This is a genomic window from Streptomyces sp. RLA012 (assembly GCF_056270325.1).
This window is the reverse complement of record NZ_JBWDPA010000002.1, coordinates 9976549-9990007: the sequence shown is the minus strand read 5'-3', so window position 1 is coordinate 9990007 and position 13459 is coordinate 9976549. Positions and strand designations below refer to the sequence as shown.

The 13459-nt window shown below is 69.9% G+C and carries 7 protein-coding genes and 2 pseudogenes; 4 read left to right on the top strand and 5 right to left on the bottom strand.

Translation table 11 applies throughout. The features are described from left to right. The first annotated feature begins 62 nt into the window (after positions 1-62). The gene (locus RV986_RS45495) at positions 63-1286 is read left to right on the top strand and encodes an NAD(P)-binding domain-containing protein (RefSeq protein ID WP_475922951.1); all 1224 of its coding nucleotides are present in this window, start codon (positions 63-65) and stop codon (positions 1284-1286) included. A 29-nt stretch (positions 1287-1315) separates the two neighbouring features. Here the strand turns inward: RV986_RS45495 and mltG are convergent, their stop codons facing one another. Beyond that, complete coding sequence (gene mltG, locus RV986_RS45490) at positions 1316-2275, bottom strand: endolytic transglycosylase MltG (RefSeq protein WP_475922950.1); 960 nt, start codon at positions 2273-2275, stop codon at positions 1316-1318. A gap of 43 nt (positions 2276-2318) precedes the next feature. After that, on the bottom strand, positions 2319-4187 hold the full coding sequence (locus RV986_RS45485) for an ABC transporter ATP-binding protein (RefSeq protein ID WP_475922949.1): 1869 nt from the start codon (positions 4185-4187) through the stop codon (positions 2319-2321). A 208-nt stretch (positions 4188-4395) separates the two neighbouring features. Between RV986_RS45485 and RV986_RS45480 the strand changes: the two genes are divergently transcribed. Continuing rightward, a complete protein-coding gene (locus RV986_RS45480) occupies positions 4396-4851 on the top strand; it encodes a MarR family winged helix-turn-helix transcriptional regulator (protein WP_475922948.1) in 456 nt (151 codons plus the stop codon). 363 nt (positions 4852-5214) lie between these two features. Here RV986_RS45480 and RV986_RS45475 read toward each other — a convergent pair. From RV986_RS45475 to RV986_RS45465, 3 genes and pseudogenes are all read right to left on the bottom strand, one after another. Further along, positions 5215-6524: pseudogene (locus RV986_RS45475) on the bottom strand (cation:dicarboxylate symporter family transporter); the annotation flags it as partial. A 203-nt stretch (positions 6525-6727) separates the two neighbouring features. Further along, the gene (locus tag RV986_RS45470; RefSeq protein WP_475922947.1) at positions 6728-8386 is read right to left on the bottom strand and encodes a peptide-N4-asparagine amidase; all 1659 of its coding nucleotides are present in this window, start codon (positions 8384-8386) and stop codon (positions 6728-6730) included. A gap of 149 nt (positions 8387-8535) precedes the next feature. Next, positions 8536-9294 (bottom strand): annotated as a pseudogene (locus RV986_RS45465) (L,D-transpeptidase family protein). Between the two features lie 511 nt (positions 9295-9805). Here RV986_RS45465 and RV986_RS45460 point away from each other — a divergent pair. Then, complete coding sequence (locus RV986_RS45460; RefSeq protein ID WP_475922946.1) at positions 9806-11674, top strand: ABC transporter transmembrane domain-containing protein; 1869 nt, start codon at positions 9806-9808, stop codon at positions 11672-11674. Beyond that, entirely contained in the window at positions 11671-13452 is a 1782-nt protein-coding gene (locus RV986_RS45455) for an ABC transporter ATP-binding protein (RefSeq protein ID WP_475922945.1), read from the top strand. Before RV986_RS45460 ends, RV986_RS45455 begins: the two co-directional genes overlap by 4 nt. The last annotated feature ends 7 nt before the right edge of the window (positions 13453-13459 follow it).

The following is a 13459-nucleotide window of genomic DNA, read 5'->3' as shown; positions in this document are numbered from 1 at the left end:
GGGTGGCTCACAGGAGCCACCCCGTCGGGAAGATCCCGCATCCCGGTCGAGTTAGTGGAAGCGTGAACAACACCGGGGCGCAGGCGCGCGAAGTCCGCGAGGTCGATGTCGTCGTCATAGGCGCTGGGCAGGCAGGACTGTCCAGCGCCTATCACCTGCGGCGCACCGGATTCGAGCCGGATCGGGACTTCGTGGTCCTGGATCACGCACCGCGTCCGGGCGGCGCCTGGCAGTTCCGGTGGCCCTCGCTGACGTACGGCAAGGTGCACGGAATGCACTCGCTGCCCGGGATGGAACTGGAGAACGCAGACGCGACGCGCCCGTCCTCCGAGGTCATCCCGGAGTACTTCGACACCTACGAACGCACCTTCGATCTGCGGGTACGGCGGCCCGTCGACGTGAAGGCCGTCCGGGAGGGGGACGACGGACGGCTGCTCGTCGAAACCACCAACGGTTCCGAGACCACCAACGGTTCCGAGACCACCAACGGCGCCGAGACCACCGCGGGCTACGGAGCCTCCGAGCACTCTGAGGCCTTGGCGGGTTCCGAAGCCCTCGCTGGTTCCGGCGCCCTCGACATCACGTGGTCGACGCGGGCGCTGATCAATGCCACCGGCACCTGGGACCGGCCGTTCTGGCCGCGCTATCCCGGCCAGGAGACCTTCCTGGGGCGGCAGCTGCACACGGCGCAGTACCCCGGGCCCGAAGCGTTCGCCGGGCAGCGGGTGATCGTCGTGGGCGGCGGTGCGTCCGGCACCCAGCATCTGATGGAGATCGCCCCGTACGCGGCCGCGACCACCTGGGTGACGCGACGGCCGCCCGTGTTCCGCGAGGGGCCGTTCACGGAGGACGTCGGGCGCTCGGCCGTCGCGCTCGTGGAGGAACGGGTCCGGCAGGGGCTGCCGCCCAAGAGCGTCGTGTCGGTGACCGGACTACCGCTGAACGACGCGATCCGACAGGCGCTGGCCGACGGTGTGCTGGACCGGCAGCCGATGTTCGACCGGATCACCCCGAACGGCGTGGAGTGGGCCGACGGGCGTCACGTCGACGCGGACGTCATCCTGTGGGCGACCGGCTTTCGCGCCGCCCTCGACCATCTGACGCCGCTGCGGCTGCGCGAACCGGGCGGCGGCATCCGCGTCGAGGGAACACGCGCGCTCGCCGATCCGCGGATCCACCTCGTCGGGTACGGGCCTTCGGCCAGCACGATCGGCGCCAATCGGGCCGGGCGCGCGGCGGTACGGGACATCGGACGGCTGCTGGCGGGAGTGCCTGTCGGCGCGTGATGCCCCGTGGGCCGGGTCGGGCAACAGGCTCAGCGCGCGGGCGAGACCGAGATCGAGATCGAAGACAATGACGATGCCGATGCCGATGCCGAAGATGCGGACGAGGACGAGGAGGAGGAGAACGAGGACGCCGACGAAGGCGAGGCCGAGGACGAGGGCGGGAGCGAAGCGCTCTTCTGGATCTGGTTGAACTCGGCGACGTTCCTCTGCTGTTCCTCGTAGCTGGCCGTGAAGCGGGTGTCGCCCGGCTTGACCGTGACGAAGTACAGCCAGTCGCCCGGGGTGGGATTGAGCGCGGCGCGCATCGCGTCCTCGCCGGGGTTGGCGATCGGCGTGGGCGGCAGTCCCATGCGCTGGTACGAGTTGTAGGGACTCTCGACCTTCGTGTCGTCCGTGGTCGTGGTCAGCGTGGCGCGGTTCAGCACGTAGTTGATGGTGGAGTCCATCTGCAGCGGCATGCCCCGCTCCAGGCGGTTGAAGATGACCCGGGCCACCTTGCCCATGTCGGTCTTGGTGGCGGCCTCGGCCTGGATGATGCTCGCGATGGTGACCGCCTGATAGATGTTCATCGCGTTGCGCTGGGCCCCCGCGGTGGTCGGGCTGCCGTAGAACTTCTTGTTCGCGGTGCTGACCATGGACGACAGCAGGGACTCCGGGGTCGCCTTGTCGTCTAGTGGATATGTCGCCGGGAACAGGTAGCCCTCGGGGTTGCCCTCCGCGTCGTTGGGCAACTTGAGGTTGGCCTTGACCAGGGACTTCTTGGTGGAGCCCGGGGGCAGGGCGAGGGCTTTGTCGACGGCCTCGAAGACCTGGCCGGCGCGCCAGCCCTCCGGGATCACGAGGGACGTGGGCCGCGCCTCCTGGCCGCCCAGGGTCAGCAGCGGCACCGCCACGGCGGTGGCCGCCACGACGGCTCCGGTCGCGATGAGGGCGACCCGGCCCCGGCTCGTCAGTCGAATCGTTCTCCGTGGCGGAGTGTTCATCTGCATGCGGGCACGGTAACCCGCTAACGCCTACAAACCCGGCATATCGTCATCTTGTCGGCTCCAGTTGGGCGTCCTGGCCGGTCCGCCGCGGACGAGCGTTCCGACCGGCCGACTCCTGGTCGGCCGGTTCCATCTGGGCGTCCCGGCGCACCAGGGCCGCATATCGCCCGTCCCGCTCCAACAACTCCTCGTGCGTGCCGCGTTCGACCGCGCGGCCGGAGTCCAGGACCACGATCTGGTCGGCGCCCCGAATGGTGGACAGCCGGTGCGCGATGGTGAGCGTGGTCCGGTTGGCGGACAGGGCGTCGATGGCCTGCTGGACGGCGTGCTCCGTGCGGGTGTCCAGGGCGCTGGTCGCCTCGTCGAGGATGAGCACCGGAGGATCGCGCAGAATCGTACGGGCGATGGCCAGGCGCTGCTTCTCGCCGCCGGAGAACCGGTGGCCGCGCTCGCCCACGACCGTGTCGTACCCGTCGGGCAGCGACGCGATGTGGTCGTGGATCTGGGCCGCCCGGGCCGCCGCCTGCAACTCCTCGTCGGTCGCGTCCGGCCTGGCGAAGCGCAGGTTCTCCGCGACCGAGGCGTGGAAGAGGTACGTCTCCTGGGAGACTACGCCGATCGCGCGCGCGAGCGTGTCGAAGTCCAGGTCGCGCACGTCGACCCCGTCCAGTGTGACGCGACCGCCCGTGACGTCGTACAGCCGTGGCACCAGATAGCTGAGCGTGGACTTGCCGGAGCCGGTCGGGCCGACCACGGCGAGGCTGCCGCCGGCAGGAACGGTGATGTCGATGCCGTCGAGGATCGAGCCGCTCTTGTCGTCGTAGTGGAACTCGACGTCCTCGAAGCGGATCTCACCCTTGACCTGGTCGAGGTGGACCGGTTGCTCCGGCTCGGTGATGTCGATCGGCAGGTCGAGGTACTCGAAGATGCGCTGGAAGAGCGCGAGCGAGGTCTGGATCTGGACGCCGGTGGACATCAGGCTGACGGCGGGGCGGAACAGACCCTGCTGGAGCGAGACGAAGGCGACGAGCGTGCCGAGTGAGACGGACGGGCCGCCGAACTGGAGGGCCATGCCCGCGGCCCAGTAGATGACGGCCGGCATGGCGGCCATCACGATGCCGATGACGGACATGCGCCAGCGGCCCGCCATGTTCGACTTCACCTCAAGGTCGACCAGGCTGTCGGACTCGGCCTCGAACGCCTTTGTGAGCGAATCGCCGCGGCCCATCGTACGGCCGAGCAGGATGCCGCTGACGGAGAGCGACTCGGTGACGGTGGCGGCCATCGCGGCCATCTGCTTCTGCCGCTGGGTGGCTATCTTCTTGCGCTCGTTGCCGACGCGACGGCTGATCCACACGAAGACCGGCAGCAGGAGCAGCGAGACGATGGTGAGCCGCCAGTCCAGCGCGACCATCGCGACGATCGTGGCGACGACGCTGGTCAGGTTCGAGACCAGCGAGGTGGCGGTGGAGGTCACGGTCGCCTGCATGCCGCCGATGTCATTGGCGATCCGGGACTGGACCTCGCCGGTGCGGGTCCGGGTGAAGAAGGCGAGCGACATGCGCTGCAGCCGCCCGTAGACGGCGGTGCGCAGGTCGTGCATGACGCGCTGACCGACGGTGGTGGAGATCAGGGTCTGCAGTACGCCGAAGATGCTGGTGACGACCGCGCTGACGATCATGCCGAGCGCGAGCAGGCTCAGCAGACCGGTGCGGCCCTGTGGGATCGCGACGTCCAGGGTCTCCTTCAGGAGGAAGGGGGTCGCGACGGTGACGAGGGACGACGCGCCGACCAGCAGGCCGACGATCGCGAGGCGGCCGCGGTAGGGCCGGAAGAGTTTCAGGATGCGACGCACCTGCCGTGGCTGTTCGCCCTCGGCGGGTGACGGGGTCCAGGTGGTTTGGTCGGGACGCATGGGCTCCTACGGGAGGTGAGGGGACGATTACGGAAGTGCCGGTCACTGAAACAACGAAACACCGAAACGACACGAAGGCCAGACGGCGGGACGGCGAGACGGCCGGACGGGACGAACGGAACGTCTGGACGGCGATAACAACGACCGGCGGAGCATAGCTCATTGTTACCTATACTCACAATGAACCGCATCCTGTTATTGTTCCCGTATGACCACCCCAGATGCCGACGGCCTGCTCGCCGAGCAGCTGCTGCGGCTGACCCGCCGTGTGCACCGCATCCAGAAGCGCCATCTGGAGCAGCGCGGGCTGGGCATCACCCCGGCCCAGTCCCGGCTGCTGCGCACCCTCGCGCACTACAGCTCACCGCCGCGCATGGCCGATCTCGCCGAACGCCTGGAGGTCGTACCGCGGGCCGTGACCACGCTGGTCGACGGCCTGGAGGCAAGCGGGAAGGTACGCCGGGCCCCGGATCCCACCAACCGGCGGGTGATCCGGATCGAGGTCACGGACGAGGGGCGCAAGGCACTGCGGGAACTGCGCGGCGCGCGCCGGTCGGCAGCGGAGGAGATCCTGGCTCCCTTGACGGACGACCAGCGCGAGGTGCTCGGCGGGCTGCTGGACACGCTGGTGGACGGTATGCCCAGGCTGGAGCACCGCTGCTGAAGGGGTGCGGTGGGCGGGCGTGTGGTGCGGCGTTGCGGTGATCACTCCGAGACGATGACCCGTCCGAGTGGGAAGTCGCCCCGGTTCGGCAACCCGCCTCCGCAGGTCGGCAACGGTTCTCCCAGGTCGGCCAGCCGCCCCCGGATGCAGGCTCCTTGGTCGGCCGGGCGGGGACTTCGCCCCTGGTCGACTCGGGCCCCGGCTGCACGGACACAGCAGTCGGCGGCTCCTCAGCCCGCGGCCCTTCCGTAGGTGGCTCTTCCGTAGGTGGCTCTTCCGTAGGTGGCTCTTCCGTAGGTGGCTCTTCCGTAGGTGGCTCTTCCGTAGGTGGCTCTTCCGTAGGTGCCCCTTCCCCCCGCGGCTGATCGTCCTCCTCCACGAACGCGATCTCGCCGTCCAGCATCTTCTTCGCCCGGTCCATGTCGAGCGCGCCTTCCCAGCGGGACACCGCGAAGACGGCGCCGCAGTTGCCGAGGAGGTTGGTGGCGACGCGCATCGAGTCCATGATGCGGTCCACCTCCAGGAGCAGGGCGACGGCTCCGGCGGGGACGGCCCCGAGCGAGGACGCGGTCGCCGACAGGGCCAGGAAGGCCGATCCCGGCACGCCCGCCATGCCCTTGCTGGTCAGCATGAGCACCGGGACCACGGGTGATCTGCTGCCCCAGGCTCAGGTCCACGCCCACGGCCTGGGCGATGAAGAGGGTGCCGATGGAGAGGTGGATCGAGGCGCCGTCGAGGTTGAAGGAGTACCCGGTGGGCAGCACCAGCCCGACCGCGTCGTCGCGACAGCCCGCCTGGCGCAGCCTCTGCATCATGCGGGGCATGACCGTCTCGCTGGAGGCGGTACCGAGCGCGAGCAGCATCTCCTCACGGGTGTAGCGGACGAACTTCCAGAGGCTGAGCCCGGTGACCGTCTTCGGGGCGACGGCAAGCAGCGCGAGGAACAGCAGCGCCACGGCGTAGCACAGGATGATCAGCTTGCCGTACGTCTTGATGACGCCGAGCCCGTACTCCCCCACCAGAGGGACCATCGCGCCGAACACCGCGAGCGGGGCGAGCTTCATGATGAAGCCGACGATCGCGAAGACGACGTCCTGGACCTGCCCGATGGCGGGCAGCACCTTGGGCACCTCGGTGTTGCCGAGGTGGAGCAGCGCCGCGCCCACCAGGCAGGCGAGGACGAGGACTTGGAGCAGGGAGTTCTCGGCGAAGGCGCCGACAGCGCTCTGCGGCAGCGCGTTCAGGATGAATTCACTGGTCGACGGGAGCGAGCCGCCACCGGTCTTGCCGTCGACGGCCGAGGCGTCGAGTTTCGACGGGTCGGCGTGCATGCCCGAGCCCGGGCTGACGACGTTCGCCGCGACCAGGCCGAGGAGCGACGCGGCGGTGGACGCGACCTCGAACCAGATCAGGGCCTTGAGCCCGATCCGGCCGAAGGCCTTCAGGTCACCGGCCTTGGTGATGCCGACGACGACCACGCAGAAGACGAGCGGTGAGATGACCGCCTTGATGAGACGTACGAAACCGTCGCCGAGCGGCTGGAAGGTCGTGGCCGTGTCGGGCCACAACCTTCCGACGACGATTCCGAGCACGAGCGCGCAGGCGACCTGCGCGAACAGTGAGGTACGCAGTACGTGTGCGACGCGTCGCGGGGACGGTACAGACGGCGGCACGGGCACTCCTCCGAGGTGACTTCCGCCATACGGAAATCTCCTTCCGTAGCGATCACTATTGAGGAGTTGCCGATGCCGCCGGATACCTCTGCGTCACGTCCACGTAGATCCTGCAACAGACGTGCCGTTGCCCATCACTGGTCCCAGCGGTCCCAAATCATTGGTCCCCAACGATCCCAATGATCCCAACGGCCCCAGTGGGTTCAGCAGTTGCTGCGGTCGTCCGTCAGCGTTCCCTGCACAGTGACCAGCTCGCGGTCATAGCAACCGTCCGAGCCGTGCAGCCGGTAGCGCTCGCTCGTCGTGCCGACCGCGTGCCGTTGGTCGCGCGGCACGATCGTCGTATACGTCGCGTCGCCGACGTAGGTGTCCTCGAACCGTGACCACGCGGTGCGCAGTCCGCCGCGCGTCTCGTCGACCGCCGCCCGGTCGCCGAGCGTCAGGACGGTCCGCAACCGGTCGTCCGTGCCGAGCGTCGTGGTCCCGTCCATCGCGTACGTCCGGTGGGTGCGCGTCGTCCTGGCCGGTCCGCGCCCGTCGACGGTGACCGTTTCGACGTCCGTCCAGGTGGCCTTCAGTCCGTCCATGTTCTCGCCGTCGGTCCAGCGGTGCACGGAGGTGTTCGCGAGCGTGCGCCGGACAGTGGTCCGCACCCGACCGTGCGAGGTGTCGACGTATCCGGCCGTCGTCAGCCGGTGTCCGCCCTCGGTGTCGAGACGTTCTTCCGCGCCGGGCGTGTACACCGCGGAGTTGGCGAGATCACCGGCCGTGACCTGGGTGAGCGCACCGCTCACCCGCGCGCGCTTCGCGTCCTGCCAGACGAGGACGTTGACCGGAGCGCTCCAGCCGGTCTGCCCCTCGGGAACGCCCACGACGGAGACGTCCACCCGGTGCGGACGGCCGTCGTTGAGGACACCGGCATAGGGCGTCAGGTCGTATTCGATCGGCTTGACGTCGAAGGCGCGCGGGCCCGGGATCACGTACCAGAGGAAGGGGTTGGACCAGCCGCCGGTCCACACGGTCGGAAACGGCTCGGCGATGCCCGCGAGCCGACCGTCGACCTTGATCTGCACCTCGCGGTAGGGGCCGTTGTCCGCCTTGCAGGAGTACGGAGCCGGGTCCGGCACCGTCAGATACCAGAACTCCTCGCAGCCGCCGCCGGAGCCGGTGGCGTACACCTCGGCGACGATGCGCTCGCTGTTGCGCGGGGTGGTCAGGGTGCCGTCCTGGAGGGTGAGGACGCGGTCGGGGGTCGCGGCGGGCTTCGCGGTCCTCGCCTGCGCGAAGAAGGTGAGCGTCACCTTCACGTCGAGGACTCCGGTGTATGTGTCGTCGACGACGTTCCCGATGAGCATCTCGACGTCGCCGTCGCGGCGGAACGTGTCGCTGTAACGCGTCACGTCCTTCTCGACGGACCACTCGATGCCGTCGGGCGAGGGCTCCGGGGTGGAGGTCCGCAGAATCTCCACCCCGCCGACGTGCAGATAGCCGAGCCGGTCGTACTGCCGGCCCTTGACCTTGCCGTCGAGTCGCAGGACGACCTTGCTCCAGCGATCACCACAGCCGCTCGGCGGCGTGTACGTGCCGCGGTACGGCGTGAAGTCACGGAACTGCGCCTCGGCGAGCGTCACTTCACAGGACTTGGTGGCGGGTTTCGATATCGGCGGGGCGGCGGTCAGGGGGTCGTGCCAGTCGGTGCCGAACTCGGCGGGCGCCGACTCGCCGGGCGCCGACTCGGAAGGTGCGAGGGCGGTCCTGGTGGCGGCCGTCGGCGGTGCCGCCGCGGCCGGGCCCACTCCCAGTAAGCCACTCGCCGCCAGGGTCACTCCGGCAAGCATGGACATGACTATCTGTCTTCTCATGTGCGGTGTTCTACGGGGGAGTCGGCCCGCCCCGCAATGGGCCCTCCCACCGCAACGGACTCCCACCGGACGAGAGACCCGTCTCACAAGGGACACCCGGGGACACTCGGACACCCCTCATCGCGGTGCACCCCGATCGGTCGCGATGGCTAGGCCTTCAGATCCGCCCTGTCCCCCATCACCACCACAGGGTGTTGATTCGGGTCGAGCGTCCGCAGCAGATACGCCATGGCCGACTTCGACACGCTCACACACGCCGACGTACCGCTGCCGTGGTCCATATGCAGCCAGATACCACCACCCTTCGACTCGCCGAGGGGGCGATCCGGGTCGTCCGGCGGGGTGCCCACGCGGCGGTTGTAATTGATGGCAATGACGTGGTCGAAGTCGTACCAGTGCGACTTGGCCCAGCCATGGGGGCCTGATAGCTCTCCGAACGGTCGTACGGGAGCAGGGCGCCCGGGTCGGCGAGCACTCCGCCCGCGTCGGTGAGCGTGAACACCCCGACGGGACTGCGCTTGTCGTCCTCGTGATGGTCGGTGGTCCAGCCCTTCACCCCGTTGTGCGCGGGCCAGGTACGTCGCGCCTCCCCATGCGAACCGGACTTCGTGGACAACTTCGTGTACAGGACCACCGTCGAGTCGGCGGAGTTTCCTGGCCGCGCCGTAGACCGCCACCACCTGGCGCGAGTCGGACGGGATCCGCGTCTGTAGCCGGTGGCCGACCGCCGGGATCCGTGCGAGGACGACCGGGCGCGCCGCAGCGCGCTCGGCCCCGGCACTGGTTCCGCCCCGCCCCTTCACCGCACCGTTGGCCCCACCCGAACCACCGCAGCCCGACAGGAACACCACAAGGACACCGCACGCCGCCACGGTGAGCCCCGTACGTATCGCACCCTCTTTTCGCATGCGGCACATAACCTCATCGCTTATCGGACAAATACTCCATACCCCTCGACTTCTCGGTCACACGTCACCTTTCCGGGCATACGTGCGACAGCGCGGCCCCGGCGGTGGTGGGCCCCCCAAGACCCTGACCGCAGTCCGGGGACACGTCTGCGCCGGGGACGACGGCCCCCGATGGACGGCCCGGGGCCCACCGGGCCGGGAGGCCCTGAGACCGAGGCCAAAAGTCCTGGCACCGAGGCCGGAGGCGGCGCCCCCCGAACTGGGCGGCCTGGTGCCGGGGCTCGGCAACCGCGAGGGCCGGGGAGCGGAGGCCGCGCGCCCTCAGAGCTGTGACAGGACCGTGGTGGCCGAGCCGAATCCACCTCCCCCGAAGAAAAACCGCTTGCTTCCGGCTACACCGCGACGCGAACCTGTCACGGTTTGCTGCCGATCCCCGCGGTCGGCCGGTCGCCGGACTATCACGGCTTCCCCACCCCCTGACCCCACCCCTTACACGAGCCACTGGGACGTCATGCAGATCCAAGACCTTCCCTATCCCGACCCAGGTGTGCCGGACGCACGCTCGGGTCCCCGATTCCTGTGGTGGCTCGGCCGGAATCAGCTCGGCGGCCAGCTCAAGGCCCTCGCTTGGGGGCTGCTGCACTTCGTGGCCGTCTCCGGGCTGCCGTTCTGCGTCGGGCTCGCCATCCAGGCCGTCGTCGACCACTCCGGCGCCCGACTTGCCCTGACCGGCGGGCTGCTGGCGCTGTGCGGTGTCTGCATCGCGCTCGGCGACACCATGCTGCACCGGGCCGCGGTCACCAACTGGATCACCGCCGCCGCACGCGTCCAGCAGCTGCTGGCCCACAAGACCGCCCAGTTGGGCTCCGCGCTCACCCGGCGCGTCGCCGCAGGCGAGGTCGTCGCGGTCTCCACCGGCGATGTCGAGAAGATCGGCTGGTTCGTGGAGGCCCTGTCGCGGTTCATGGCGGCCGCGCTGACCGTCGTACTGGTCTGTGTCGCCCTGGTCGTCTACCAGCCGGCGCTCGGCGTACTCGTCGCCGTGGGCGTGCCCGTCCTGGCCCTCGCCGTGCTGCCGCTGCTGCCCCGTGCCACCCGGCGCGCGGACTTCCAGCGTGAGAAGGCCGGGCGTGCCACCGAACTGGCCTCGGACACCGTCGCGGGCCTGCGCGTGCTGCGCGGCATCGGCGGCGAGGAACTGTTCCTCGACCGCTACCGCAGCGCCTCCCAGGAGGTCCGCCGGGCGGCCGTGCGCAGTGCCCGGATGTGGTCGCTGATCTCGGCCATTCAAGTGCTGTTGCCCGGTCTGCTGATGATCGCCGTCATCTGGCACGGTGTGCACCTGGCCCGCGACGGCCGGATCACGGTCGGCGAACTGGTCACCGTGTACAGCGCGGTCATGCTGCTCACCTATCCGCTGCGGCACTTCGAGGAAATCGCCATGGCGTACTCCTTCTCGCGCCCGTCCGCCAAACGCGCCGCCCGGGTGCTGTCCCTCGAACGGGCCATGGACAGCGACGGATCACTCTCGGCCGGGGCGCCGGAGGGCGATCTGTACGACCCCGCGACCGGACTGCTCGCACCCGCCGGACGGCTCACCGCCGTGGTGTGCGGCGACCCGGACGCGGCTGGGCTGCTGGCCGAGCGGCTGGGCGGACACCCTTCCGAGGAGAGCGAAGAGAGCACCTCGGTGCTCCTCGGGGGCGTACCGCTGGACGAACTGCCCCTGGACTCCTCCCGTACCGCCGTCCTGGTCCAGGACAAGGACCCGGTGCTGCTGTCCGGCTCGCTGCGCGAACTGCTCGACGTGCCCGCCTCCGGCGAGGTGAGTGCCGCCGAGGCACTCGCCGCCGCGCAGTGCGGCGACGTCCTGGACGCTCTCGCCCAGGGGTCGTTGGACGCCGAGGACCCGATGGACGCCCGTATCACCGAACGGGGACGCTCCCTGTCGGGTGGCCAGCGCCAGCGTCTGGCACTGGCCCGGTCGCTGATCACGGACCCCGAGGTGCTGGTCCTGGACGAGCCGACGTCCGCCGTCGACTCGCACACCGAGGCCCGGATCGCCGACGGTGTCCGCGCCCTGCGCACCGGACGTACGACCGTCGTCTTCACCTCCTCGCCACTGCTCCTGGACCACGCGGACCGGGTCGTGCTGGTGCATGAGGGTGAGGTCGCGGCGGTCGGCGTGCACCGCGAGCTGGTGCACAGCGAGCCCCGGTACCGGGCCGTGGTCACCCGGGAAACCGACGAAGAGGCCGCTGGCGGCGCCGGCCGCCACGAGCTCGCCGCGTTCGACAGGCTCGACAAGCTCGACGAGACCGACCATCTCGACGAGCTCGGCACGATCGACGAACTGGAAGAAATCGAGGAGACGGCATGATCGGCCTGGCGCCACCGGCGTACGACCCGGCGGCCCCGACGACGGCGAACACCTTGCCCGTCGGCGCCCCCGCGACCGTACGCGCCTACGTGACCGAACTCTTCCAACGGCACCGCCGGGCCTTTCTGCTGCTCATCGCCGTCAACACCGCGGCCGTGGTGGCCTCGATGGCCGGGCCCTATCTGCTGGGCTCGATCGTCGAGCGGCTCTCCGACCACGCTCAGGAGCTCCACCTGGAGCGCACCGCCGTACTGTTCGTCGTCGCACTCGTCGTCCAGGCCGTGTTCGTGCGCGAAGTGCGGCTGCGCGGGGCTGTGCTCGGCGAGCGGATGCTGGCCGACCTGCGCGAGGACTTCCTCGTACGGTCGGTCGGGCTGCCGCCCGGCGTCCTGGAGCGGGCCGGCACGGGCGACCTGCTCTCCCGCATCACCACGGACATCGACCGGCTCGCCAACGCGATGCGCGAAGCCGTGCCGCAGCTCGCCATCGGCGTGGTGTGGGTGGCGCTGCTGCTCGGCGGACTCGCCGTGACCGCGCCGCCGCTCGCCCCGGCCGTCCTGGTGGCCGTGCCCGTCCTGGTGGTCGGCTGCCGCTGGTACTTCAAGCGAGCACCGTCCGCCTACCGCTCGGAGGCCGCCGGCTACGCCGCCGTCGCCGCCGTCCTCGCCGAGACCGTGGACGCCGGGCGCACCGTCGAGGCCCATCGCCTGGGTCGGCGCCGCATCGACCTGTCGGAGCGCCGGATCAAGGAGTGGACGGCCTGGGAGCGCTACACGCTCTGGCTCCGTTCGGTGCTCTTCCCGGTCATCAACGTCACGCACACCGCCGTCCTCTGCTCGGTCCTGATGATCGGCGGCGTCTTCGTCCTGCAGGGCTGGATCGGGGTCGGTCAGCTGACGACGGGTGCGCTCATCGCGCAGATGCTCGTCGACCCGGTGGGCCTGATCCTGCGCTGGTACGACGAGCTCCAGGTAGCCCAGGTCTCGCTGGCCCGGCTGGTCGGCGTCCGGGACATCGAGCCGGCCGCCGGCGATCCGGAGGTCGTCCCGGACGGGCGTGACGTGCACGCGGACGAGGTGCGCTTCGGCTACCGCGCCGGAGTGGACGTGCTGCGCGAGGTCTCCCTGCGGGTCGCGCCGGGCACCCGGCTCGCGCTCGTCGGCCCGTCCGGCGCGGGCAAGTCCACACTGGGCAGGCTGCTCGCCGGGATCTACGCACCCCGGGACGGCCGCGTCACCCTCGGCGGTGCCGAACTGTCCCGGATGCCCGCCGAGGCGGTCCGCTCCCACGTGGCCCTCGTCAACCAGGAGCACCACGTCTTCGTGGGCTCCCTGCGCGACAACCTGCTGCTCGCCCGATCGGGAGCGAAGGACGCCGAGCTGTGGGCGGCGCTCGGCGCGGTCGACGCGGACGGCTGGGCACGGGCACTGGACGAGGGGCTGGACACCGAGGTCGGCTCGGGCGGGCTGGCGCTCACCCCGGCCCAGGCCCAGCAGATCGCACTGGCCCGGCTGGTCCTCGCCGATCCGCACACACTGGTCCTGGACGAGGCGACCTCGCTGCTCGACCCCCGCGCGGCCCGGCATCTGGAACGCTCGCTGGCGCGTGTCCTCGACGGTCGCACCGTCGTCGCCATCGCCCACCGGCTGCACACCGCCCACGACGCGGACGTCATCGCCGTCGTGGAGAACGGTCGGATCAGTGAGCTCGGCAGTCACGACCAGCTGGTCGCGGCGGACGGCGCCTACGCGGCGCTGTGGAGGTCCTGGCACGGGTGAGCGAGCC

Excerpts from the sequence above, each read along its gene's own strand:
- RV986_RS45480 (WP_475922948.1), top strand. The coding sequence starts at position 4,396 with ATGACCACCCCAGATGCCGACGGCCTGCTCGCCGAGCAGCTGCTGCGG.
- RV986_RS45460 (WP_475922946.1), top strand. The coding sequence starts at position 9,806 with ATGCAGATCCAAGACCTTCCCTATCCCGACCCAGGTGTGCCGGACGCA.
- RV986_RS45455 (WP_475922945.1), top strand. The coding sequence starts at position 11,671 with ATGATCGGCCTGGCGCCACCGGCGTACGACCCGGCGGCCCCGACGACG.
- RV986_RS45485 (WP_475922949.1), bottom strand. The coding sequence starts at position 4,187 with ATGCGTCCCGACCAAACCACCTGGACCCCGTCACCCGCCGAGGGCGAA.
- RV986_RS45470 (WP_475922947.1), bottom strand. The coding sequence starts at position 8,386 with ATGAGAAGACAGATAGTCATGTCCATGCTTGCCGGAGTGACCCTGGCG.
- mltG (WP_475922950.1), bottom strand. The coding sequence starts at position 2,275 with ATGCAGATGAACACTCCGCCACGGAGAACGATTCGACTGACGAGCCGG.